16 protein-coding genes, 1 tRNA gene and 1 pseudogene are annotated in these 25,059 nt (G+C 66.9%); 11 read left to right on the top strand and 7 right to left on the bottom strand.

What is annotated here, in order from left to right:
- Positions 1-105 precede the first annotated feature (105 nt).
- Positions 106-708 (bottom strand): GNAT family N-acetyltransferase, encoded by a 603-nt coding sequence (locus tag GO986_RS01335; protein WP_157457408.1) that lies wholly within the window; start codon positions 706-708, stop codon positions 106-108.
- A 275-nt stretch (positions 709-983) separates the two neighbouring features.
- Between GO986_RS01335 and GO986_RS01330 the strand changes: the two genes are divergently transcribed.
- From GO986_RS01330 to GO986_RS01310, 5 genes and pseudogenes are all read left to right on the top strand, one after another.
- The gene (locus tag GO986_RS01330) at positions 984-2,171 is read left to right on the top strand and encodes an MFS transporter (protein ID WP_157457407.1); all 1,188 of its coding nucleotides are present in this window, start codon (positions 984-986) and stop codon (positions 2,169-2,171) included.
- A 435-nt stretch (positions 2,172-2,606) separates the two neighbouring features.
- On the top strand, positions 2,607-3,206 hold the full coding sequence (ruvA, locus tag GO986_RS01325) for a Holliday junction branch migration protein RuvA (protein WP_224573044.1): 600 nt from the start codon (positions 2,607-2,609) through the stop codon (positions 3,204-3,206).
- A gap of 181 nt (positions 3,207-3,387) precedes the next feature.
- Positions 3,388-6,732, top strand: coding sequence for an eCIS core domain-containing protein (locus tag GO986_RS01320; protein ID WP_157457406.1), 3,345 nt, complete (start codon positions 3,388-3,390; stop codon positions 6,730-6,732).
- Positions 6,733-6,734: 2 nt separating this feature from the next.
- Positions 6,735-7,193, top strand: a complete 459-nt coding sequence (locus GO986_RS01315; RefSeq protein ID WP_157457405.1) for a hypothetical protein — start codon at positions 6,735-6,737, stop codon at positions 7,191-7,193.
- A 67-nt stretch (positions 7,194-7,260) separates the two neighbouring features.
- Positions 7,261-7,422, top strand: a pseudogene (locus GO986_RS01310) (IS982 family transposase); the annotation flags it as partial.
- 273 nt (positions 7,423-7,695) lie between these two features.
- Here GO986_RS01310 and fni read toward each other — a convergent pair.
- The gene (gene fni, locus GO986_RS01305; protein ID WP_369409066.1) at positions 7,696-8,745 is read right to left on the bottom strand and encodes a type 2 isopentenyl-diphosphate Delta-isomerase; all 1,050 of its coding nucleotides are present in this window, start codon (positions 8,743-8,745) and stop codon (positions 7,696-7,698) included.
- Between the two features lie 159 nt (positions 8,746-8,904).
- Here fni and GO986_RS01300 point away from each other — a divergent pair.
- A tRNA-Met gene (locus GO986_RS01300) sits at positions 8,905-8,981 on the top strand.
- Between the two features lie 84 nt (positions 8,982-9,065).
- Entirely contained in the window at positions 9,066-9,569 is a 504-nt protein-coding gene (locus GO986_RS01295) for a DUF456 domain-containing protein (RefSeq protein ID WP_157457404.1), read from the top strand.
- Positions 9,570-9,978: 409 nt separating this feature from the next.
- Here the strand turns inward: GO986_RS01295 and GO986_RS01290 are convergent, their stop codons facing one another.
- Positions 9,979-10,677, bottom strand: a complete 699-nt coding sequence (locus GO986_RS01290; RefSeq protein WP_157457403.1) for a hypothetical protein — start codon at positions 10,675-10,677, stop codon at positions 9,979-9,981.
- 303 nt (positions 10,678-10,980) lie between these two features.
- On the opposite strand from GO986_RS01290, the gene GO986_RS01285 reads away from it, so the two are divergent.
- Positions 10,981-11,292, top strand: coding sequence for a hypothetical protein (locus GO986_RS01285; protein ID WP_157457402.1), 312 nt, complete (start codon positions 10,981-10,983; stop codon positions 11,290-11,292).
- A 94-nt stretch (positions 11,293-11,386) separates the two neighbouring features.
- Positions 11,387-12,412, top strand: a complete 1,026-nt coding sequence (locus GO986_RS01280) for a PIN/TRAM domain-containing protein (RefSeq protein WP_369409065.1) — start codon at positions 11,387-11,389, stop codon at positions 12,410-12,412.
- Positions 12,413-12,477: 65 nt separating this feature from the next.
- Here GO986_RS01280 and GO986_RS01275 read toward each other — a convergent pair whose 3' ends face one another.
- The 4 genes from GO986_RS01275 to GO986_RS23350 form a co-directional block, all read right to left on the bottom strand.
- Positions 12,478-15,213, bottom strand: a complete 2,736-nt coding sequence (locus GO986_RS01275) for an AAA family ATPase (RefSeq protein WP_157457400.1) — start codon at positions 15,211-15,213, stop codon at positions 12,478-12,480.
- A gap of 115 nt (positions 15,214-15,328) precedes the next feature.
- Complete coding sequence (locus GO986_RS01270) at positions 15,329-16,504, bottom strand: metallophosphoesterase family protein (RefSeq protein ID WP_157457399.1); 1,176 nt, start codon at positions 16,502-16,504, stop codon at positions 15,329-15,331.
- Positions 16,505-16,766: 262 nt separating this feature from the next.
- The gene (locus GO986_RS01265; protein WP_157457398.1) at positions 16,767-17,861 is read right to left on the bottom strand and encodes a tetratricopeptide repeat-containing glycosyltransferase; all 1,095 of its coding nucleotides are present in this window, start codon (positions 17,859-17,861) and stop codon (positions 16,767-16,769) included.
- A gap of 79 nt (positions 17,862-17,940) precedes the next feature.
- Positions 17,941-18,498, bottom strand: a complete 558-nt coding sequence (locus GO986_RS23350) for a hypothetical protein (protein WP_304523443.1) — start codon at positions 18,496-18,498, stop codon at positions 17,941-17,943.
- A gap of 2,445 nt (positions 18,499-20,943) precedes the next feature.
- Between GO986_RS23350 and GO986_RS01255 the strand changes: the two genes are divergently transcribed.
- Positions 20,944-22,746 carry a diguanylate cyclase gene (locus tag GO986_RS01255; protein WP_157457397.1) on the top strand — a complete coding sequence of 601 codons (1,803 nt, stop codon included), beginning with the start codon at positions 20,944-20,946 and terminating at the stop codon, positions 22,744-22,746.
- A 108-nt stretch (positions 22,747-22,854) separates the two neighbouring features.
- Positions 22,855-24,990 (top strand): SF1B family DNA helicase RecD2, encoded by a 2,136-nt coding sequence (gene recD2, locus GO986_RS01250; protein ID WP_157457396.1) that lies wholly within the window; start codon positions 22,855-22,857, stop codon positions 24,988-24,990.
- Positions 24,991-25,059: the final 69 nt, after the last annotated feature.

Below are 25,059 nucleotides of genomic sequence, written 5' to 3'. Positions count from 1 at the left end.
TCTCTGGGGTCAGAGCCGCTGGGGCATTCGGGGCGTCGTATAAGGCGCGCGGGTCATGGCAGAAGTGTAGCGCCCAGGCCGCCCCACGGGCCTGCGCTGCCTGGCCTACAGCCGCCGCCCAAAGGTGACGGCGCCGGGGGTGCGGCCCAGTTCCTCAAAGCCCAGGTGGCGGTAAAAGCCCTGCGCCCTGACATTGCGTTCCCCCACGCCCAGATGCACACCGGGCACTCCGGTAACGCGCAGCGCCTCCAGTAGGGTGTCCATCAGCTGCCGGCCCCGGCCCCCGCCCTGGGCGCGCGGCAGCAGGTCAATGTGCAGATGTGCAGGGAAGTTGGCCAGCAGGGTGCCCGGCGTGCGGCGTGGCTGGTGAATCAGGGCAGTCAGGCGCTCGTCGGGGGTGCGGGCCGCCGGGTCGGCCGGCGGGACAGGGAACTGGGCCCGCAGCGGCGGCCACCACGCCTGCTCCAGCGTGTCCTCAAAGGTGCGGGTCTCCGGCGCCCCCAGAACGTAGCCGCCCACGCCCGCCTCGTCCTCCAGCACAAAGGCAAAGTCCGGCGCGAAGCTGAGGTAAGGCCCGGCGTAAATGTGCCCCAGCAGCAGCGGGTCGGCATAGATGGCGGTCGCATCCTGCCCACTGTCGCCCGTTTCCAGGCAGATGCGGTAGAGCGCGGCGCGGTCTGCTTCCTGGGCACGGCGCAGGGTGAACATGCGCCTCAGTATGGGGCGAACAGGGGAGAGGGGTGAAGCGTTGACGATGGAGTGACGTGCGCTCTGGCTGTCATGGCTAGAGAGGTGCGCCGCTTTTGCTCAAGGTGTTGTGCAGCCCTTCATTTGCAGCCCATCTCTGCCAATCATGGCACCGGAGGCCGCCCCGGCAGCCAGCGCCCCATAGCGGAGAGGCGTCCCTTTCTCTTCCTCCACCTGTCCCTCAGAAGGTACTTTGTAAATCCGACCGCTTGAATTTTTAAATCTATACTGAGGGCATGTCTGTCTCTTCCTCTTCTCCCGCCGCGCCGGACCCACTGACGCGGCTGACCTTGCTGCTACTGGCCGCCCTGACCGTAATGTCGGGGGCCACCATTGCCCCAGCCCTGCCGGCTATGCGCGAACACTTCGCTGGCGTTCCCAACGTGGACCTGCTGGTCAAGCTGGCCCTGACCATCCTGGGGCTGGTGATTGCCATTACCGCGCCGCTGGGGGGCGTGCTGGCTGACCGCTTTGGCCGCCGCCCGGTGCTGCTGGGGTCCTTGCTGCTGTACGCCGTGGGCGGAGCCAGTGGCTTGGTGGCCGAGTCGCTGGGCGCTGTGCTGGCGGGCCGGGTGGTGCTGGGGCTGGCGGTGGCGGGCACCATGACGGCGGCTGGGGCGCTGGTCAACGACCTGTTTAGTGGGCCCGAACGTGGCCGCTTTCTCAGTCAGCAGGCGGCTTTTACCAGCTTTGGCGGCGCTGTGCTGCTGCCGCTGGGCGGCGCGCTGGCCGGGCTGTCGTGGCGCGCACCCTTCGTGCTGTACGCGCTGGCCCTGCTCCTCCTGCCCCTCACGTTGCGCCTGCCGCGCGGCGTGCCGGCGCCAGCACAGGAGGCCGGCCAAGTGCAGCCCCCGCGTTGGGGGGCTATTGCGCTGGTGTACGGCCTGGCGCTGGGCTACATGGTCGTGTTTTATCTGATGCCCGCCCAGGGGCCTTTTCTCCTCAGAACGCTGGGAGCGCAGGCGGCCCAGACCGGCCTTCTGCTGGGCACCTTCACGCTGATGGCGGCGGTCAGTTCGCTGCTGTACGTGCGCTTTGCGGGCCGCTTTGACCCCCGCCGCGCCGCTGCGCTGGGCCTGGGTGTGGTGGCGGCGGGCTGGCTGGTGGTTTCGGCGGCGCCGAATCTGGCAGTCGCGCTGGCCGGGCTGGTTTTGGGCGGGCTGGGCGGCGGGCTGGTGTTTCCCAACCTGTACACCTGGCTGGCCGACCTGACGCCACCGGCCTGGCGCGGCCGTGTGGTTGCCGGCATGAGCAGCGCGGTGTTTCTGGGCCAGTTCCTCAGCCCGTTGCTGCTGGCCTCGCCGACCGGGCACGAGGCGCGCGGGTATGTGTGGGGCGCGGCACTGGCGGCCGTGATGGCCGCAGCGCTGCTGGTCCTCAGCCTCAGGCGGGTGGCGCCACAGCCGGCCGTAAGCCGCTCTTAGGCGCAGCGGCACAGGCGGAAGCGACTGGGGCAATCCGGTCGCTTTTTCATTCTCTGCCTGACCCCTGATCCAAGCAGCCTGAGAACCGAGGGCGCCTGGCGGAAGGCTGTGGGTCTGCTGGGTGAGACTGGCGCTGATCTGTTCAGGCGGTTAGAGGTCTCGCGCCAAAGCTGCATCTCCTCCAGCCAGAGCAACGTGCTTCGTGGTTGAGAGACCACCACGCTCAAGGCCATTCCAGCGGTCTTTTCTGGGCAGAAACCTGCGCTGCTGTGGCAGAGTCAATAACAGCTCTGAGGTTGGCCATGAGGGCCACCGTCAGGACCGCCGACTCCCTCAGGCTTGAAGTTGAAGTGCCAGAGACTGGCCGCCCCAGGCCTCTACTAAACGTCATGTCCTTCCGGGCCTGCGGGGCCGGGCTGCACTAGAATCGCGGGCGTGATTGCTTACCTGTCCGGCGTGGTGCGCGAAATCCGCGAAGGCAGCGCGGTGGTGGTGGCCGGTGGCGTGGGCTACGAGGTGCAGTGTCCGGTGGGCACCCTGGGCCGCCTGACTGTGGGCGAGCCCGCCGAGCTGAACACCCGCTTTGTCGTACGTGAGGACGCCCAGCTGTTGTTCGGCTTTCAGGACGCCGACAGCCTGCGCCTGTTTGACCTTTTAACTGGAGTCAGCGGTGTGGGGCCCAAGCTGGGGCTGGCGCTGCTCTCGGCCATGCCAGTGAGCGCGCTGGCTCAGGGGTTGCTGGGCGGCGACGTGAAACTGCTCAGCAGCGTCAGCGGCGTGGGCAAGAAGACCGCCGAGCGCCTGGTGCTGGAATTGCAGAACAAGGTGCCCGAGCATCTGGCGGCGGCCGCCGCCCCGGCCGGGGGCCGCGCCGCCCGCATGGTGAGCACCGCCGGGCGCGACGCCATTGACGCCCTGCTGGCGCTGGGCTTCCGCGAGGCGCAGGTGCGCGCCGCTGTGGCCGAACTGCTGGCCGCCGAGCCTGACCTGAACGCCGACACCCTGATCCGGAAGGGGCTGGGCCGCCTGAGGTAGAGGGCCGCCTGGCAGCGGCTGTCAGTTCTACCCTCGGGGGAGAGGTGCCCCTCAATTCCGCCCACGCCGCTGCCCCTTGTGGACGCTCACCTTGTTCGCCTGAGCAGCGGTCAAGGCTTATGACGCCTAGCCGCTCTGGTCGCGCGGTGCGGTAAGCTGATGGCTGTTCGGGAGGTCAGCTATGACGTTCGCGCCGCGCCGTTCACCCACTCACGAGCCGACTCCGCCGTCGGTTTCGCCGTCTTCCCAGCCGCACGCGCCTCAGCCAGAACGCCAGCAGACCCGGCAGGTTCTGGAGCGTCATACGGTTCGCCCACTCACAGCGCAGCGGCAGGCTGTGCAGGCGCCACTAAAGGCGGCTGCGCTGGAGAGGCAGGAACTCGAACGTGTGGCCGTGCAGCGCCAGGCCGCCCAGACCCAGCTGGCCGCCCTGCCCCTTTCGGCACGTGGGGCGGAGGCGGCCCTTCAGCGTCAAGCGCCGCCGTCTGCACCGGTCCCCACAAAGCCGCAGACCCCCAGCGAATGGGTGACGGTCATGCGGGCACGGGCCGAAGAGGTGGACGGCGTGGCGCTGGACACCCGTGCGGCGGCGCAGTTCACCGCCCTCCAGCGGCAGGTGGCACAGACGCTGGCGCAAGGCTTCAAGGCGGACCGGGGCTCAGCGACAGCCCGCTGTGAGACGTACGGCGAGCATCTGGCGATCTTGCAGCGGCATCCCATCAGCGCGCCGGTCTCGCGGGCGGTGCTGGGTCTGGTCCCCGGTGGGGAGCGGCTGGCCCTGCAACGCGCTGTGGACACGGCTGTGCAGCGCCATGAGGCTCAGGCCATACAGGACGCCCAAGCGCTGCGGGCACTCGCCCTTCAGCGGCAGTTGGCGGAACTGGACGCGGAGGCGACGCAGCCTGTCTTGCAGCGCATTCAAGCCAGACGTGGAAGCGGTAATCCTCTCCCGGAAGCCGTCCAGCGCCACTTGGAACAGGGCCTCAACCATGATCTGAGCAAGGTGCGGATTCACGACGACAGTGAAGCCGACAAGATGGCCAAAGGTGTCAACGCGCTTGCTTTTACGACGGGCACCGACATCTTTTTCCAGAGCGGGAAATTCAGCCCCAACACGAAAAGCGGCCTTGAACTCCTGGCACATGAGGTCACCCATACTGTCCAGCAGTCTCAGGGCCGAGTGGGCAAAGGGATTGACCCCGACGCCGGGCTGGAAAGCGAGGCCCGCACGATGGGCGCCAAGCTGGCCCAGGTCATGCCCAGCCCGAAAAGTCTGATGCCGCCCAGCCCCCACGCCCCTGGGGTCTACAGTAAAGGCGCCGCCCTGCAACGGGCACAGGACGGGGCAGTCCAGCGCTTCGCCCTGAAACCCCTGTATGACCTGCAACCGCAGGCGGTGCAGCGCTGGGGCAATCCCCTCAGCTGGGCCGCCGACAAGGTCAAAGACGGCGTGAGCGCCATTGCCGATAAAGGCAAAGAGATGATTGCCGGCGCGCTGACCGCCCTGCCCGGCTACCGCGAGCTGTGCATGGCCTTTGGCAAGGACCTGGTGACGGGCAAAACCATGTCGGTCAATCCCGACAGCATTCTGGACACGCTGGCCGGCTGGGTGCCTGGACCCCTGAAGGACATCCTCAAAGCCCTCAAGGAAACGGGCGCCATCCCGAAGGCCTGGACATGGTTCAAGGCTGAGCTGGGCAAGCTGGACCTGGGCGGCGCGCTGGGCGAGATTGCCGGAGCGATTGGGAAGGCCGACCTGGGCGGGGCCAAGAACGCCGTAACCCGCCGCATCAGCGGCCTTAAAAACCTGATTGTGGGCAGCGCGCGCAAGATTGCCGACATCGGCCTCACCGCGCTGGCCGCTGGACTCGGGCCGGTGGGGCAGCAGGTGGTGGCTCAGCTGCGGCAGGGCGGCGACCTCATCCTGCAGGTCCTGAAAAACCCGGCCAAGTTTGCTGGCCACCTCCTGAGCGCCCTCAAAGGCGGCTTCTCCAAGTTTGCGAGCAACGCGCCCAAACATCTCCAGAACGGGCTGGGTCAATGGCTGACCGGCGCCTCGGGCATCACCTTTCCGGCCAAACTGGACCTGCAAGGCGTCTTCATGACGGCCCTGAGCGTGATGGGCCTGACCTATCAGGCGCTGCGGGGCCGTCTCGTCAAGGCGATGGGGCCAAATGGCGAGAAACAGGTCCGGGCGGCTGAAGGCACGATTGACACCCTGAAGAGCATCAAGGGCGGGTTGCACAAAGCCGACGAACTGAAAGCCAACCAGGCCCCGGTCAGCGGGGAAGTGGTCGCCGGCCTGAAGACCGAAGTAACCAAGAGCGTGGTCATGGCGGGCATCACCAAAGTGGCGTCCATGCTGATTCCAGGGGGCGGCTTCGTGCAGGCGCTGATTGGGGCGTTCCGCAGCGTGCAGTTCGTGATTGAGCAGGGCAAGCAGATCATGGGCGTGGTGACGAGTGCGGTTCAGAGCGTAGGCGCGATAGCGGCGGGCAACATTGGGGCAGCGGTGGCCGGAGTGGAAAGCACGCTGGCGCGCAGTATTCCGGTGGCGCTGGGGTTCCTGGGCAAGGTGCTGGGCCTGGGCAACATTGGCACCAAGATCAAGGGGGTCATTGCCAAGGTGCGCGGCAAGCTTGATGGCCTGCTCGACAAGGTCGTCGCGCGTATCAAAACCGCCATCAGCAAATTAACGGGGAAACCGAAGAACACTAAACCTGAAAGCGCGACCCAGGACACACCTGACAGCCGCGCGGTGAAGGCTGAAGTACGGGCTTACCTTTCGGGCCAGTTGCCCCGGCAGGGCAAGGCAAAAAACACGCAGGCCACCTTGCAGCAGGCTATGGACAAGTTTAGGCCCAGGGGCCTGAAAGCTCTCCGCACGAAGCAGGTGAAGCGGGGGCAATACCAGATTGAGGCCAGTGCGTCGCCCTATGAGAATGTCGGTCTCACCGACACGAAGATCATGTTTGATCAGGACGACCTCGAACTCATGACTATACGGCGTGGCGTGGCCCTGAGGGCCTCTATTAACGGCATTGAGATTCAGTCGGCGAACACGCCAGGAAAGAAAGGTGAGTTACCCAAACACGCGGAAGAGAATTTTGTGCAGAACGCCGAGCGGGTGATTAAGCGCTTCGCCGGGCAAATGCCTGAAGTGATTGTGCAGTTGTCAAGCAGTCCCTGCGGTGACCCTGGGTGTGACGCGGACCTTCAAAAGAAACTGCACAACTGCGCCTCGACGCTCATTGAATTTTCTCAACGTCACCAGGTTAAACTTCGCGTTCAGGTGTTGGGCATCTACTCGCCCAAAGTGAAAGGCGGCAAAGCTCTGTCGAGAGACGGCATTCAGAGGATGCTTGAGCACGGTATTCGCGTCGAAACCTGGTCACCGGAGCAGGCCATCACGCAACTGGAGGCGGATGCGGGTCCACTTGATCCAGCCATTAAAAAATCAATTCACTCCAAGCTGCGGAATGTCATCAAAGAACTCGAAGCCCTCTCCGGACTGAATTTGAGGTAGCTGTGGACCGTTCAAGTATGACTCAGGAACAAATCAAGCAGCGTCAATCCTTTCTAACGGTGCTTGAGGCAGACGGCTGGCAGCTCAAAAACGTTGAGGCTTTTGACAATGATTTTTGGTTGGATGCGGAGATCACGGCAAGAAAGCGGATTCCAGAGAGTATCATGGAACTCAACTACAGCTTTGAAAACAGCTATGTCAGTTTGGCAGTGGCAAAATTTGATGAGGGACGCGCCGAATATGTCATTTATTTCGATACCCTTCAAAATTCAGGGGACATTCTTGGTGTTATTGTCGAGCACTCATCTGCATTAACCGTCAAGGGGGCAGTCCATCTGGCAGCGAGGCTGGCGAGCGAATACCCTGGCGACGTTTTCTTTTTCACGGGCACAGAGAGTATTGCCGTCACACAAGATACGGCACTGACTGTCTTCGAAAAATTCAATAACGAGCTGGCCTGAGAACTGGGGAGTGGGCACCATCTTGGTCACGCGCATATCTTGGCGCTGAAACTGGCCTACTTATGGCGGGCCAAAACAGATTGGGGATAAAGGCGATTAGTCCGGCACCTGCCTCACACCGCCAAAGGTCAAGGCCAAGCGGGCAGATCCGCGCTGGAAGGATGAATACGGCGCGGCCAGAAAGTGCATTGAGTCCGCATTCTCCGTGCTGGTCGGTGCAGGGCTGCGCTAGGGACAGGTCAGACGGACTCCGATTGAATCGAGCAGAATGACGGGTGGAATCCAAGCGGATTTGGAAAGCGGCGCAGCAGCGCGAGCAGGAACAGATGCGGATTCCGCGATCTGGAAGCGCAGACGGGGCCTGCCTTTGCTGTGCGGCAATGAAGCGGAATCCGCATCAAGACCTCCCTCAGCCTCCGATGGAAGGTGGCGCTCTGCATCCTCGCCCATAACCTGAACTTCCTCGACCTCACCACCTGAGCGCTGTCCTGTCAATGCGCGGTTATTCGTCAGTTCTGCGTAATTCCGCTGCGCTCCCGTAACCACCCACAAACAGCGCCACTCGCAATTCATGCAGAAACTGCCGCAGCCAGGCTTCGGCCGCCTCGGCGCTGTGCAGGGCAGGGTCCAGCAGCGGGCGGGCCACCGCCAGCACCTGCGCCCCCAGGCTCAGCGCGCGGGCGGCGTCCAGCCCCGTGCGAATGCCGCCCGACGCCACCAGCGGCAGCCCCGGCGCGGCCTGCCGGGCTTCTCGCAGCGCCTGGGCGGTGGGCACGCCCAGGTCGCACAGGTCAGGCGTGATCACCGCGCCGTGGTGAACCAGCTGCTCCACGCGCGCCCAGCTGGTGCCGCCGGCTCCGGCCACATCCAGGGCGGCAAAGCCCAGCGGCGCGGCCGCCGCCACCGTCTGCGCATCCAGGCCGTGGCCCACCTCTTTCAGCAGCACGGGAAACGGCAAGGTGGGCACCACCTCGGCCAGGCGGCCCAGCAGCCCGGACCAGCGGGTGTCGCCGCCCGGTTGCAGCGCTTCTTGCAGCGGGTTGACGTGAATGGCCAGGGCGTCAGCGCCCACCTCAGCCACTGCCCGGCAGGCCTGCTCGGCGCCGTACCCCAGCAGAAACTGCGCGCCGCCCAGGTTGCCCACCAGCAGGATGTCGGGGGCCACCTCGCGCACCAGAAACGAGGCGCGGGCCTCAGGGCGTTCCAGCATCACGCGCTGCGAGCCCAGCATCATGCCCAGCCCCAGCCGCTGCGCCGCCTGTGCCAGATGCCGGTTGATGCGCCCGGCTGCCTCGGCGCCGCCAGTCATGGCGCCTATCAGAACGGGTGCCCGCAGGGACCGCCCTAAAAAAGTGGTGTCCAGCCGGATGGCGTCCAGATCGCGCTCCGGGAGGGCACGGTAGGGCCACGGCACCGCTTCTAGCCCTGTGGTCTGCAGCGCGTACTGGCTGTCGGGGCGCAGGCAGGCCTCGATGTGGCGCAGCTTGCGCTCCTGAATGGGCGCGGGCTGCTGGCCCGGCGTCGTGTCGGTGCCCTGGTCGCCTCGTCTCACCTTTACAGCCTAGCGGGCTGGGCCGTGTCCAGCACATCAAAAGCGTGCAGCGTGACACAAAGTTGACAGTCTGGAGAAGTCGCGCTACTATTCCTGAGCGCTGAAAAGCGGCCCCACAGGGAAACCGCGACACAGACGTCAAAAGCAAGACCAGAGTAACGCAGGGTAGAGCAGTCTGGTAGCTCGTCGGGCTCATAACCCGGAGGTCGCAGGTTCAAATCCTGTCCCTGCAACCACTTCGCCCCCACTTCGGTGGGGGTTTTCTATATGTGGTCAGCACTGGGAACCCTGCCGCGCCGCGCCGCGTAAGGCACAGGCGTATGAGTCTTGCTTTCGTGGTTTTCCTGGTGGCCTGGGTCATCGGTATGATTGGCACCTTTGTTCCGGTAATTCCCGCCACGGCCATCATCTTTCTGGGGTCAGTGGCTGCGACGCTGGTTGACGGCTTTCAGCTCTGGCCAGACCTGCCCTTTCTGCTGACCTTCCTGGCGATCACCATCCTGATTGGGCTGGTGGACAACGTGGCTTCGGCGTGGGGAGCGCGCAAGTACGGTGGCAGTAAGCAGGCGATGTGGGGCGCCCTGATTGGCGGCCTGGTGGGCATCTTGCCTATCATTCCCTTCGGCCTGATTCTGGGGCCGCTGCTGGGCGCCCTGATTGCCGAACTGGTCGTGGTCAAAAAGCTGCCCGCTGACGCCCTGCGCTCTGCCTGGGGGACGCTGGTGGGGCTGCTGGCCGGTCTGGCCGCCAAGCTGGTGCTGCACCTGATGATTGGTCTGTACGAGCTGTGGCGCCTGTGGGACCCCAGCAAGAGCCTGCTGTGACCCGGCCGGTTCTAGGCTGGCCTGTGTCTTCCACGTCGGGCCTCTGATGCTCTCGTTGCCCTGCGCCGCCCCTCAATGTCCTGGAAGTTAATCTGCCAGCGCAGGACAGTCAGTGCCAGCTCTCTGCTCGAGGGACGCGAGACAGACGCGCGAGGCTCTGACGATCTGCGCCGTATGGATAGGCGCGAGCGGTTGAGCCTTCCTCACCACGTCCACCTCCCTGGAGCCTTCACCCGAAGGCTCTTTGTGTTATTACGGATTCCGAGTGAATTGAGCAGAATGCTTGATGAAATCCGAGTGGATCTGGAAAGCTCCGCAGGAGAGCGAGCAGGAACAGATGCGGCTTTCGCGATGGGGAAGCGCAGACGGTGCCTGTCTTTAGCTGTGCTGCAATTCAGCGGAATCTGTATTAGCGGCTCAGCAGCAGGGGGGCCAGCGCGATAAAACCCACCGCCAGTGCGGGCAGCAGAGGCAGCAGCGCCCCCGCCAGGGCCCGCCCGGTGTGGCCGGTGAGTTCCCGGAAAGCAGCGAACGCCAGTCCACTCTGGGCCAGGGTGCCCAGCATCGTGACCGCCAGCAGCAGGAACGCGGCGGGCGTGCGGGCCAGACCGGCCAGCGCCAGCTGCTGCACCTGCCGCGCGTCCTCGGCGGCTCCGGCCAGCGCGGCGGCCGTGGGGTGCCAGGCCGAGGCTGGGGTCAGCAGCGCCAGGACAGTCACCAGCACATATAGAGGTGGCAGCAGCGCGAAACTCGCACCGTATACCTCGGCAGGGCGTCCAGCCCGGCCCGCACCCAGTCGGCCCAGGCCCCACAGAAGCAGGAACGTGAACATGGTCAGGAACGTGCCGCCCAGCGCATTGGTGGCGTGCACCGCCAGCGGCGCCGTGCCGCCCGCCCCCTGGGCAGCCAGAGTGACGGCTGGGCGCACCAGGGCGGCGTAAGCCACCCCCGACAGCACCGCCGCCAGGCCCACGACCCCCAGGTAACGCCACGCCAGCGGCTCGGTCGGCGCCAGCGTCCGGGCAAAGAGCCGTGGTCCGGTCAGCAGGGCGGTGGACAGGGGCGCGTCGGGGCTGGGCGGCAGGGGAGACGGGGCAGAGCGGGCCATAAACCCCGCCATCGTAGAGGCTGAGACAGGAGCAGGCCAGCGACCAGACTTCAACCGGCGCGCAGCAGCAGCTCAGCAGAGAGCCAGTGAGAAAACGGCGAGTTGAGACAGATCGCCACCTATGGCGCTCGGCGCGGCGCCGTCTCTCCTCCAGGCTCGGCTCTCTTTTCTTGCGGCGCTGTGGTTGAGAAAGATGCTGTGGCATGGCCCACCGCCCGCCTCTGTTTCTGTGGCCTTTCTTTGAGAAGCCTCAAATCAGAGGTCTACATGGCCAGCGCTCCTGCCCTTACAATTTGCATCCGGATGACGGACCTTGAACTCTTCCTCGTTGTCGTGTCAGCGCTCTGTGCGCTCTATGCCCTGTTCACTTTCCGCGCCAGCGCCCACCGCCTGCATTACCGGGACCGCCCGCTGTTCTGGCGTGGCGTCGCCCTGCCGCTGGGCCTGGCTGGTCTGGGCCTTGGGCTGCTGGCCTACGCCCTATTGACGGACACCTCGACAGGTGTGTTCTGGGCGGCGGCGGCCCTGGGCGCTCTGACCGCTGCCCTGGCCTGGCTGACTGAGCTGGAACCCAACCGGGTGGTGCGCTGGGCTTACCGGACCGTCAAGTCCTGAGCGGAGCGCAGGAGAGGAGCCGGATCACCCGAGAGGGGGCCCGGCTCTTTTCATGCGCCCCGTGTCCTCACCCGGAGCAGGTACACTGCTGGGCGTGCTTGCTGTTCGGGTCACCTTTATGCTGCTGGGGCTGCTGCTGGGTTATGTCGTGGGCCACGCCCTGGCTGGGGGCCAACCCGGCGAGCTGAGTACCGTCAATACCCTGAGTCTGATGCTGGCCGGCACCTTGATGGCGCTGCTGCTGGCGCCGCGCGCCGAGGTTCTCATCCTTTCAGGGACTGGTCGGTTTCTGCGCTGGTATAACGGCCTCTCGCCACGCAAGGTGGCGGCGGCCACCTTTGGCCTGATTATCGCTCTGCTGCTCAGCGTTCTGCTCAGCAGCCTGATGCGCAGCCTGCCGTTTTACACCTGGGTCTGGAACGTCCTGGTGACCCTGGTGTTGGGGGTCTTTTTCACGTCATTTGCGGTGCGCAACGCCGAGGCCTTCGGGCTGCTGGCCTTTCCGCAGGTGCGGCGCAAGCAGGGCGGCAAACTGCTGGACAGCAACGTGATTATTGACGGCCGCATTCTGGAACTGGCCCGCACCGGCTTTCTGGACGGCGAGGTGATTGTGCCCGGCTTCATTCTGCGCGAGTTGCAGACCCTGGCCGATAGTCAAGACCCCCAGAAACGAACACGCGGCAAGCGCGGCCTGAGCGTGCTGGAAGACCTGCGCCAGTTGCGCCCCCTGCGCGTGGAAGACTGGGACACCGACCTGCCCACCACCGACGACAAGCTGATTCGCCTGGCCCGCGAATCAGGCGCGCGCATCGTGACGAACGACGGCAACCTGGGCAAGATTGCCCGCCTGCATGGCGTCGAAATCCTGTCCATCCACGAGGCGGCGGTGGCGCTGCGGCCGCAGGTGCAGGCGGGCGACCACCTGACGGTCACCATCACGAAAAGTGGCCAGCAGCAGGGCCAGGGCGTGGGCTACCTGGAAGACGGCACGATGGTCGTGGTCGAGGACGGCCTGAAGCTCCGCGGCAAGCCCGCCCGCGTGCTGGTGGTCAACAATGTGCAGACCAACGTGGGCCGTATGATTTTTGCCAAGGTGGACCGGGAAGAGGGAGCGGCGTAAAAACGGAAAGTGCGTACAGCACTGGAGATGGAGAGTAGTCCAGTGCTGCGTGGGTGCTGTACTCGCTACCCTTCCAGCCTCTGCACGCTGCTGCCCGCCACGCTCTTGGTGACCAGCAGGCGGCTGGGAAGGCGCTCGGAGAGGCTTTCGACGTGGGTGACCACGCCCACCATGCGCCCCTGGGTGCGCAGGTTTTCCAGGGCGCCGGCCACGGCTTCAAGGGCCTGGGGGTCCAGGGTGCCGAAGCCCTCATCCAGAAACAGGGCGCCCAGCACCTTGTTGCCGGCCAGGTAATCACTCAGGGCGATGGCCAGTGACAGGGAAGCCAGGAAGGTCTCCCCGCCCGACAGGGTCTTGACCCCACGGACCTCGCCCGCGTTCCAGAGGTCCTGCACCACGTAGTCGCCGCCCTGCAAGGCCAGGCGGTAGCGCCCGTCGCTGATGTCATGCAGCAGCAGCCCCGCGCGGGTAAGAAGCTGGGCCTCGACCTCGGCCAGCAGGAACTGCTGAAATTCGTTGGCCTTGAGGCTGCCGGCCAGGGTCTGCCAGGTATCAAAGGTGCGCGAGGCGGCCAGGGCGCGCGCCTCTATGTCGGCCTTGCGTTCCAGGCGCTCGCGCAGGGCCCGCTCCTGTTCGGCCAGCTGACCGGCCCGCTCACGGGCGACCGTCAGGGCCGCGTCGGTGGCGGTCAGGTCGCGGGCCACCTGGCTCAGCTCGGCCGGGTCAAAGGGCGCGGCGCCCAGCTGGCGGTCCAGGTCGGCCACTGCCTCTCGCAGCTGGGCGCGGGAGGCGCTGTAGCTGCGCGCCGCTTCTTCCAGCGCGGCGACTTCGGCTTCGGGCAGGGCGGCGGCGCGGGCCTGGGGGGCATCCAGCCCCAGGCCCGCCAGCGCGGTGGCGAGGGCCGCCGTGGCCTCGGCCGCTTCCTGGGCGCGGCGGGCAGCGCCGCTCTGCACGCCGCGCAGGGTGGCCTGCGCAGCGCTGGCTTCGGCCTCGGCGCGTGCCAGGGCGCCCTGCGCGGCCTGGAGCTGCTGGCGAATGGCGGCGATGTCGTGCAGGGTCGCCTGCCGGGCGCGGGCCGGGTCGGGGCCCGCCGCGCGTACCCGCGCCGCTAACCCCGCGAGGAGCCGCGCGGCCTGCGCCGCCGGGTCACCAGCCACCAGCGCCTCGGCGGCGCGCAGGTCGGTTTCGCGGGCCGCTATCCCTTCCTCCCAGTCGCGTAGGGTAGCGGCGCGGGCCTCAGTGGCGCGGCGCAGGGCCCCCAGCTCCAGGCCAATCTCTTTGTAGCGCAGGCGGCGGCCGTCCAGGGCGGCGCGCAGGGCCGCCGCCTGACGTTCCAGGGCGCTCAGGTCCGGCACCTCACCCTTGGGCAGGACCATGACGGGCTGTTCACACAGCGGGCACGGCTCGCCCAGGTGCAGATGGGTGCGGTAAGCCGCCACCCCGGCGGTGACCTGCGCCTCGCGGAGGGCCGTGTCAGCCACGTCCAGCTCGGCTTTGGCTGCCTTGCCCTCCCGCTCCACGCGGCCCTGCTCGGCTTCCAGGGTGCCGATCTGTGCCGTTTCCAGGTCCTGTCTGGCCCGGTCGGCGTGCAGGGCGGCGCGCTGGGCTTCCAGCTGCACGCGCTCCTGACGGTTCTTTTCGGCCTTCTGGGCGCTCTCGCGGGCGATCAGGAAGGCGTCCTCGTCCCAGGGCAGCGGCTGAGCGTGGGTGGTCTGCGGGGTGCCGCCGGCCCGGCGCAGGCGCGCGGCGTCATCTTCGGCTCCGCGCAGGGTCTCGGCGCGGGCCTCTAGGTCCGGAATGCGGGCGTCCTGGGCCTGGGCCGCCGTTAGGGCGGCTTCAGCCTGCTCGGCGCGGGTCTGGGCGGCCTGTGCGGCGGCTTGGGCCCCCCTGGCCTCGCTGGCCTCGCGGTCGGCGGCGATGCGGGCGCGTTCGGCGGCGTCCAGCAGCGGCAGAACTGCGGCCACCCGCCGCGCCTGCCCAGCGCGTTCGGCGCCGGCCTGCACGCTGGCGGCGCGGGCCTCCAGCGCCTGAAGGCGGCGCGCGGCGTCCTCGCGGGCCCGGAACACGCGCTCCTGCTCGCGCAGGCGGGTCTGGCGGGTATTCAGGCGCTCGCGCTCGTCGGTGAGGCGCTCGGCCTCAAAACTCACCGCCTCGCGCTCGGCGCGCAGAGCCGCCGCCGCTTCCAGGGTCACCCCCTCGTATTCGCCAGCCAGCACGGCATTCAGGCTGGTGGTCTGATGCTTCAGTTCCTTGGCGCGGTCAGAGGCGACCCGCTGCATGGCGGCCACGTGGTCCAGGCCGGTCAGCTCGCCCAGCAGCGCCTGACGCTCCTTGCCGGTGCCGTGCAGCACCTTCGAGAACTCGCCCTGCGGCAGCATGACGCTGCGGGCAAAGGTCTTGAAATCCAGACCCACCACGCGCCGAATCCGTTCACTGATGCCCTTGGCCCCGCCGTCGGACAGGTTGGTCCAGCGGCCGTCCTCGTCCCGGCGCTCAAAGCGCACCTCGTTCTCGGCCTGCTTGCGCCCCTTGGTGCGTGACGCGCGGTAGACGGCGCCCCCCACCTCAAACGTCAGGCTGACGGACAGCCCCCGCTCACCCTGAGAGATCAGCGCGTCCAGCCCTGCCGCGCCCAGCCGGGCCGTCTGCCCGTACAGCGCAAAGGTCATGGCGTCCAGCAGGCTGCTTTTGCCGCTGCCGGTGGGGCCGACCAGCGCAAACAGTTCCAGGTCGCCCAGGTCCAGCGAGGTGTGCTGCCGAAAGGCCGTGAAGCCCTGGAGGTCGAGTGTTAGCGGGCGCATGGGTGGCCCTCCGGGCCGGTAAGAGTTGATGGTTGATAGGTGACGCAAGGGGCAGCGGCGCTTCCTGTGTCCTGTGTTGTCTCCATCAACCGTCTCCTTTCAACCATCAACCCCTTCACGCTTCCTCCAGCAGCGCCGCTTCATCGGCCTCGCGGAAGGCGGCGCGCAGGTCACTCGGCAACTCGCCGCGCTTCTCGCGGTGGTAGCGCTCGTACAGTTCCAGCAGGCTCAGGCCCTCGCGTTTCAGGTCTGGGGTCATGAGGTCGTCCTGGGCCGCGTCCAGGTCCACAGCCAGGGTGGTGGGGGCCAGTTTCAGCACACGGTCTTTTAGGCCTGGCAGGGCGGTGCCCGCAGGCGCCCGCACCACAACCTTCAGCAGGCCAGTGAAACTGCCCAGGGTGCCCAGGCGGTGTTCGACCTGCGCCAGGTCCACGCGAATGGTTCTCAGTTCGCGGCCACTGGCCAGCGGCAGGGCGTGCACGCGCGCCGGGCGCCCGGCCTCGACCTCGACCAGGTTGACCTGCTTTTTCTCGCCGCCCTCACCAAAATCCAGCTGAATGACGCTGCCGGAGTAGTAGGCGGGCGGGGCCTCGCCCACCTGCTGCGGCTTGTGGATGTGGCCCAGCGCCACATACTGCGCTCCGGCTGGCAGCTGCAGCCCCGACAGGGTGTAGCTGTTGGTCAGGTCAAATTGCAGGGTGCGCTCGGAGCCGCTGGGCACAGCGCCGTCCAGGGTGGCGTGGGCCATCAGCATGTTCACGCTGCCCGGCCGAAAGCCCTCGCCCAGGCGGCGCAGGAAAAAGCCCATGCCCTCGCGGTATTTCTGCCGCCAGGCGCCCGTGTCGCCGCCCAGCAGGTCGGCCGCCTTGACCAGCCGCCGCTCGGAGAGGTGGGGCAGCGCGCCCACCACCAGGCTCTCGCCGCCCCGCGTCTGCACTGTGCGGACCATCTCGGCCGGGTTGGCGCTGGGCTGAGCCACGACCTGCACGCCCACCCAGCCCAGGAGGCCCGTCACCGAATTCAGGCGGGCGGCGCTGTCATGGTTCCCGGCAATGACCACGCTGGGAACGCCCGCGTCGCGCAGGCGCAGAAAAAAGTCGAACACCGCATGTTCCGCGTCCGCAGAAGGGTTGCCTGTGTCGAAGAGGTCCCCGGAGACCAGCACCACGTCGGCACGCTCGCTGCGGGCCAGGCCAGCAATCTCGATCAGCGCCTCGTGGACCTCGGGGGTGCGGTCAAAGCCCCGCAGAGAACGGCCCGCATGGAAATCAGCGGTATGAAGTACGCGCATCACAGAAAAAATAGCATGGGCCAGCCGGAGCTTCAGCGGCCGGCACAGAGCGCTGGCCGACCTCTAAGGGTGAGTGCTGGCCACAGCGCGGAGAGATGGGCACAGCTCTCCTGCACAGCGTGGCGGCCGTGCTGCCCCGACCCGCTGACTCTCCTTAGTCCTGGCAAGAGGTAGAGCAGTGGGGGCGAGGGGTCGCCCGGCCCGCCAAGGTTGATGCGGGCGGCGCAGCTGCTAGACCCCAGCAGGCGGCACGACCCCAGCGCTAGGTTAGGACCAGTCCCAGCGCCTTGTGACTGAACGCCTGGTTCTGGCGAATCAGGGTCTGGATTCGTGGCGGGAGGTTGGGGTCGCCCAGCAGGTCATCGTACCGGGTCAGGGCGTCGGCGTGCCGCCCCAGGTAATACTCGGCCACCGCCGCTTCCAGCCGGGCGTGAAATTGATAGATCTCGTGTTCGGCAAACAGAAAGCCGGGCAAAGCGGGCAGCGTGGCCGCCTGCGAGAGGAACAGGTGGGCGGTCGCAAATGCCTTGAGGTGCTGGTAGTGCATGCCGATGCGGTACAGGGTCTCGGCGCGGGCTGGCTGCGTCTGGTACGCCTCCAGGTAAGTGGCCATCACTTCTGGCCAGGGGCGGCCCAGGGTGTCGCGCAGGCGGGCCATCTGGTACTGCGAATACCAGACCTCCTCGGGCCAGCCGCCCATGCTGGCGCGCCGCTCGTAGGTGCTGAGCGCCTGTTCCGGCTGCTGCGCGTCCCGGTACGACTGGGCCAGGTAAAACACGTACCGGCTGTTGCGCGGGTCCTGTTTTAGGGCCTCTTCCAGCACCAGGGCGTCTTTTTTGTACTTGTCGGGGTCAAGGGACCGCGCGCCTTCCGGTCGAGGAACGGTGTACACCCCCTGAAGTTCGCCGCGTGTGTATGGATCGGCGCCGGCCAGATGTTCGTGCAGCACGCCTTCCCAGCGCCAGGGAAGGCTGCGGCGGGCCAGCTGAAGACGCAGGTAGTGTGTGCCACCAAACTGCACCGGCAGCATGTAGGCGTCGTCGGTCAGCTGCGGCAACTCAAAGTTGGGGCTAACCACCATTTCTTCATCGGCATCTATAAACAGCAGGTAGTCCACATCGGCTGGGGCCAGATTCAGCGCCTCGGTGCGGTTGTGGGCAAAGTTGACCCAGGGGCGTTCGACCAGGCCGCCCGGCAAATCGCTCATGAGGTCCTGAATGAGGGCCTGGGTGCCGTCGGTGCTGCCGGTGTCCACAATCAGCCAGTCGGTAATGAGGGGGCGCACCGATTCCAGACACCGGCGGATGACGTGGGCCTCGTTCTTGACAATCATATTCAGGCAGATGCGCTGTGCCATAGGGGTGACCTCATCGTAAAGAAGGGGAGAAGAGAAGTCGAGGGGAAGCGCGTAGGTTCAGAGAGCCGGGACGGGCCAGCTATGAAAAAGACCCCACACAGGGGGTCTTTTTCATAGCCAGGGGATTAAGGGATAACGTTTCCGGGAGGTCCGGGAGGACCCTCGGGGCCTTGTGGACCCTCAGGACCTTGTGGTCCGGGAGGACCGGCAGGACCAACGGGACCTGGGTCACCCTGTGGACCTTGCGGACCCACAGGACCAGCGGGGCCTGGATCACCCTGTGGGCCAGCAGGACCTGGGTCACCTTGCGGACCTTGAGCACCATCAATGCCTGGTGCACCGTCAGCTCCAGCAGGACCCTGGGCACCGTCGGCCCCAGCGGGACCTTGAGCACCATCAGCTCCAGCAGGACCTTGCGGACCCTGAGCACCATCAATGCCTGGTGCACCGTCAGCCCCAGCGGGGCCGGGATCACCCTGTAGCCCTTGAGCACCATCAGCCCCAGCAGGACCTTGTGGGCCTTGCAGACCAACTTCACCCTGAGCTCCCGTTGCGCCTGTAGGACCTGTCGCACCGGTTGCCCCAGTCGCGCCCGTCGCTCCAGTGGCACCGTTAGCACCGGTGGGTCCAGTTGCACCCGTTGCCCCAGTCGCACCTGTTGCGCCTGCGATGCCGGTCGCGCCAGTCGCACCCGTTGCGCCCGTCGCACCATTAGCGCCCGTCGCGCCATTAGCACCCGTGGCACCGGTTGGGCCGGTCGCGCCAGTGGCTCCATCAGCGCCCGTTGCGCCTGTGGCACCAGTAGCGCCTGTCGCGCCGTCCGCACCCGTGGCGCCGGTGTCACCCGTCGCACCGGTTGCCCCAGTGTCGCCGGTTGCCCCGGTAACGCCCGTCGCACCAATGGCTCCATCAGCGCCAGTTGCACCTGTGGCACCCGTGTCGCCGGTTGCTCCAGTCTCGCCCTGTGGGCCTTGTGGGCCGACAGGTCCAATCTCGCCTTGCAAGCCTTGCGGTCCCTGTGGGCCGATGGGGCCGACCTCGCCCTGGAGGCCCTGCGGGCCTTGTGGACCAACTGGCCCAATTTCGCCCTGAGGACCTTGCGCGCCGGTTGCCCCAGTCTCGCCTTGCGGGCCTTGTGGGCCGGGGAGACCAATCTCGCCCTGAATGCCCTGTGGACCCGTTTCGCCGGTTGCCCCCGTGGCACCAGTTGCGCCAGTGGCACCGTCGGCACCTGCGGCGCCGGTTTCACCCGTCGCACCCGTGGCACCGGTGGCGCCAGTATCACCAGTTGCGCCGGTGGCTCCGTCAGCACCGGTGGCGCCCGTGGCACCTGTGACGCCTATGGCGCCGGTGTCACCCGTAGGGCCAGTGGGACCCGTCGGGCCGATGTCGCCCTGTGGGCCTTGTGGGCCGACCGGTCCGATCTCGCCTTGCAAGCCTTGCGGTCCCTGTGGGCCGATGGGGCCGACCTCGCCCTGGAGGCCCTGCGGGCCTTGTGGACCAACTGGCCCAATTTCGCCCTGAGGACCTTGCGCGCCGGTTGCCCCGGTCTCGCCTTGCGGGCCTTGTGGGCCGGGTAGACCAATCTCACCCTGAATGCCCTGTGGACCCGTTGCGCCGGTTGCACCCGTGGCACCGGTTGCGCCGGTGGCTCCGTCAGCACCGGTGGCGCCCGTCGCACCTGTGACGCCTATGGCGCCGGTGTCACCCGTGGGGCCAGTAGGACCTGTCGGGCCGATGTCGCCCTGTGGCCCTTGTGGGCCGACAGGTCCGATCTCGCCTTGCAAGCCTTGGGGCCCCTGTGGGCCGATGGGGCCGACCTCGCCCTGGAGGCCCTGCGGGCCTTGTGCACCAACTGGCCCAATCTCGCCTTGAATGCCCTGTGGTCCTTGAGCGCCCGTGGCACCTGTTGCCCCAGGAGTGCCTTGAGTCCCAGCTGGTCCCTGAGCACCAGTGGCACCTGTTGCCCCAGGAGCGCCTTGGGTCCCGGCTGGTCCCTGAGCACCAGTGGCACCTGTTGCCCCAGGAGCGCCTTGGGTCCCGGCTGGTCCTTGAGCACCAGTGGCACCTGTTGCCCCAGGAGCGCCTTGGGTCCCGGCTGGTCCTTGAGCACCAGTGGCACCTGTTGCCCCAGGGGCGCCTTGGGTCCCGGCTGGTCCTTGAGCACCAGTGGCACCGGCAGGGCCAGCTGGACCGGGCGCGCCGCTGGCCCCGGTTGGGCCGGCTGCTCCAGCAGGTCCGGCTGGCCCTGCCGGTCCAGGCCCGCCGTTGGCACCATCAATCCCAGACGAGCCGGCTGGCCCGGCTGGCCCAGTAGGCCCGCGCAGGGCATTTAAGGTGGCTGCTGGCAGAGACCTGACGTTAATGAGAACAAGTTGCCCATCACGGACAATGACAATTTTCCCCTCGTCCCCGGCCGTCAGGGTCACGCCTTCCGGGGTGGGAATGACCACCTCGGTCGTGTCCTGGGCCCGGGCGGCTGCCGAGAGACTCAGCAGCGCCGTCAGGGCAAGTGTCGTTAATCGGTTCATGCGTACTCCTTCCATAACTCTTCTGGGCTAGCCAGGGTCATGTCAGGGCCAGGTGAACTGCCTGGGTCAAAGGACCAAACAGAGCCTGAAAGGTGGTGCAGCACAGCTGGGGAATTGCGCCTGGAGCTTAGACTCTGCGTCAGAGGCGCAGGCCAGGGTCTAGCTCGTGGGCGACCGGGCAAAAGGTCGCCCAGACACCGTGACTCCGGGTCCAGCAGGGATGCCGTTCTCCCTGCACCGGATGACACCTTCTGGAAAGAAAGAGTGAACGGACATACAGCCTGGCCTCCTGAAGACGCAAAACGGAAAGAAGAGGAGCAGATAGGGTGCTGACGACCTGATGAGAAGCTATGAGATTTAGACGAGGAACTGATGGCCAGTCTAAGAGCCGTATTTCTCGTGTCTCTGAGGAAGACCTTTACTCTTACCTCAGTCTTCTGGTAGTAAACGCCAGCGCAGAAAGCTCTGCATAAACGCACCTGGCCTTTACAACATGGTCGCGTCACCTCTGATTAAGAGCTTTGAGAGAGGCAAGCTTCTACCCTTTCCTCATGAGGCTGCGCCGCCTGCTGTTCGTGTATCAGATCCCTTTGTGGGCGTGTCTGCTGCTGGCGTTTGCCTGTGTGCTGGGCGCCCTGGACGCCCGTGTGAAGGCCACCGCGCAGGCCTCGCAAACCCGCGCGCAGCTGGAAGGAATCAACACGCTGCTGCTGCACACCCTGGATATGGAAACCGGTGTGCGCGGTTATGTGGTGGCGGGCGACCCTGTCTTTCTGGAGCCCTACCGGGAAGCAGTGGCGGCGCTGCCCGGCGATTTTGCGGCCCTGCGGCAGCTGTTTGCTGACCCCTCGTTGGGCGTCACGGTGCAGGCCAACCGCACAGCCTCGCTGGCCCGCATTGAGGCGCTGGTTACCCGCTGGCAGCAGGACGTGGGGGCGCCTGAAATTGAGGCCCGGCAGCGCAGCGCCGCCGCCGCCCAGGCACTGGTGAAAAGTCAGCGGGGCAAACGGCTGCTGGACACGGTGCGCCGCGAGGTGGCGGCCCTGAATGCCAGCCAGACCGACAGCCTGCGCCGCTATGAAGCCGAGGCTGTGCGGCAACTGCGGACCTTGCGCTGGACGCTGTACAGTTCGGCGGGTCTGCTGCTGCTACTGAGCTTTATCAGCACGCTGGCCGGTGCGAACGTTCTGGTACGGCACCTTCAGGCCCTGACGGGCGGGGCGCAGCGCGTGACCAGTGGCGCCGAGCAGATCACCGTGCCCGAGCGCGGCCCCGCTGAGCTACGGACCCTGGCCCGCACTTTCAACGACATGGGCGGGCGCCTCCATGCCGCGCGCCAGGCCGCTGAAGCAGGGGCCGCGCAGCTGACCGGGCGCAACGACTGGATGCGCCGTCTGGGCGACCTGAGTGACGCCCTGCAAGCTGCCCGGAGTCTGGACGAAGGCGCGCGCATTCTGGAACGCGCTCTGCCAGCGCTGCTGCCCGGCACACGTGGCACCTTGTCACACCACAATGCGTCCCGGAATCTGCTGGTGCCGGTCATGACCTGGGGCGCCGAGGTCGCGGCCCCCATGCCCTCCGACCACTGCTGGGCGCTGCGGCGCGGCGAGATGCAAACCCCCGAGGCCCGGGAGTTCTCGCCGGGTTGCCCAGTGGCGGGCGGGCAATATGTGTGCCTGCCGCTGTTTTCTCACGGCGAAACGCTGGGGCTGCTGCGGGTGGACAGTCTGGATGGTCAGGCCCTGAGCGCTGAAACCCGGCAGCTGCTGCCCGGCGTGGCCCGGCAGGTGGCCCTGGCCCTGGCCAGCCTGCGCCTGCAAGACCGCCTGCTCCAGCAGTCCATCCGCGATCCGCTGACCGGGCTGTTCAACCGCCGCCAGCTGGAAGACCAGCTCTCGCACCACGTCGCCCTGGCCCAGAGCGGCGGCCAGCCCCTGAGCCTGCTGGCGCTGGATATTGACCACTTCAAGCGCCTGAACGACACCTTTGGCCACGAGGCCGGAGACGCGGCGCTGGTGCGGGTCAGCGCGGTGCTGCGGGACCACGCGCCGGTAGGCAGTACGCCCGCGCGCCCCGGCGGCGAGGAGTTTGCCCTGCTGCTGCCTGAGACGGACCTGGGCGGAGCCGAAGCCCTGGCCGAGCGGGTGCGCGCCGCCGTGGCCGCCCTGAACCTCAGCCATGCGGGCATCAATCTGGGGCAGGTGACCGTGTCGCTGGGCGTGGCGGAACTGGCGCCGGGACAGGCCACGCCCGCACACCTGACGGGCGCCGCCGACCAGGCGCTGTACGCCGCCAAGCGCAGCGGGCGCAACCGGGTGATGAGCGCGGCGGCGGCGCTGGCCACCCCCGCCTGACCGCTGGCCCAGGCGCGCGTCGTCTCCTGCCTCTGCGCACCGGCCCTTTACCGCTCTCGTCATTTCGCTCACGCCGGAATGCCTGGGGTCACGCTATGCTGTGAGTCCATGTCTGCCGCCCCCCCCACCGAGGCTTTCCGCGTGTCTGGCGGCGTCAATAAGGTGCGCTTTCGCGCCGAATCTGGCTTTACGGTCATGTCGGCGCGCATCCGCAACACCGAGGGCGAAGACCCCGACGCCACTGTCATTGGCGTGATGCCTCCCCTGGAGGCCGGGGACACCTTCAGCGCCGATGTGCTCATGGAAGAACACCGCGAGTACGGCTATCAGTACCGGGTGCTCAACATGGTGCTGGAGGCCCAGCCGGCCGATCTGACGGAAGCCGGGGTGGCGGCCTATCTGGAAGCCCGTGTGGGCGGCGTGGGCAAGGTGCTGGCCGGGCGCATCGCCAAGACCTTTGGGCCGGGCACCTTCGACATTCTGGAGTCCGACCCGCAGCGCCTCTTGCAGGTGCCCGGCGTCACGCAAAGCACCCTGCACAAGATGGTGCAGAGCTGGTCGCAGCAGGGCCTGGAGCGGCGCCTGTTGGCGGGGTTGCAGGGGCTGGGCCTGAGCATCTCGCAGGCGCAGCGGGCGGTGAAACATTTTGGGGAAGCGGCTCTGGAACGTCTGGAGGCCGACCTCTTTGCCCTCACCGAGGTCGAAGGCATCGGCTTTGTAACAGCCGACAAGCTGTGGCAGGCGGCGGGCGGCACGGGCGACGACCCCCGGCGCCTGACCGCCGCCGCCGTGTACGCGCTCCAGCAGGCCGCGCAGCAGGGGGGGCACAGTTACCTGCCGCGTGGCCGGGCCGAGAAGGGGGTGGCGCACTACACCCGCGTGACCCCCGCCCAGGCGCGTCTGGCCGTGGACACCGCCGTGGAACTGGGCCGCCTGTCCGACGACACCCCGCCCCTGCTGGCCACCGAGGACGCGCTGCACGATCCCAGCCGCATCTACCTGCCGCCGGTGCTGCGCGCCGAGAAAAAGCTGGCCGGTCTGATTCGCACCCTGCTGGCGACCCCGCCCGCCGGCACTGACTGGACGGTGCCCAAGAGGGCAGCCAAGGGGCTCTCGGCCGAACAGGCCAGCGTGCTTGACCTGCTGGAGGACAACCGCCTGGTCGTGCTGACGGGCGGTCCCGGCACCGGCAAAAGCACGACCACCCGCGCGGTGGCGGACCTGGCAGAGACACTGGGCCTGGAGGTCGGGTTGTGCGCTCCCACCGGCAAAGCCGCCCGCCGCTTGGGCGAAGTGACGGGCCGCACCGCCAGTACCATTCACCGCCTCCTGGGCTACGGCCCGGCGGGCTTCCGGCACAATCACCTGGAACCGGCGCCCTACGACCTGCTGATCGTGGACGAAGTCAGTATGTGCGGCGATGGCCTGATGCTCTCGCTCCTGGCTGCCGTCCCACCCGGTGCGCGGGTGCTGCTGGTGGGCGACACCGACCAGCTGCCCCCGGTGGATGCGGGCTTGCCCCTGCACGCCCTGACGCAGGTGGCCCCCACTGTGCGCCTCACGCAGGTGTACCGTCAGGCGGCGCAGAATCCTATTATTCGCGCGGCCCATGAACTGCTGCACGGGCAGGCGCCCGCGTGGGGTGACTCCCGCCTGAACCTTACCGAGACCGAGCCGGATGTGGGCGCCCGCCGCGTGGCGCTGCTGGTGCGCGACCTGGGCGGCCCGGCGCAGGTGCAGGTGCTGACCCCCATGCGGAAGGGGCCGCTGGGCGTCGAGATGCTCAATCACCACCTGCAAAGCCTCTTTAACCCCGGCGAGGGCGGCGTGCGGATTGCTGACGGTCAGGCCCGCCCTGGCGACGTGGTGGTGCAGACCAAGAACGATTACACCAACGAGGTGTTTAACGGCACGGTGGGCACGGTGCTCAAGGAAGGCAGTGGCCGCCTGACCGTGGATTTTGACGGCAACGTGGTAGAACTGGCCGGCGCCGAATTGTTCAACCTGCAACTGGGCTACGCCCTGACCGTTCACCGCGCGCAGGGCAGCGAGTGGGGTACGGTGCTGGGCGTGCTGCACGAGGCCCATATGCCTATGCTGAGCCGCAATCTGGTCTATACCGCCCTGACCCGCGCCCGTGACCGGTTCTTTGCTGTGGGATCAGGCAGCGCCTGGGCCAAAGCGGCAGGCCGCCAGCGTGAGGAGAGGCACACAGCCCTCCTGGAACGTATTCGCGGAAAATAACCAGGACGGGCTTCGGAGCTGACAGCGGCTTTCTACAGCTGGGCCGAACTCCTGAAGGCGAGGGAAGCG

It is taken from the genome of Deinococcus arboris, from assembly GCF_009755355.1.
In the GTDB taxonomy this organism is placed as follows: domain Bacteria; phylum Deinococcota; class Deinococci; order Deinococcales; family Deinococcaceae; genus Deinococcus; species Deinococcus betulae.
The sequence above is the reverse complement of the archived record's forward strand: the minus strand, read 5'-3'. Positions and strand labels throughout refer to the sequence as shown.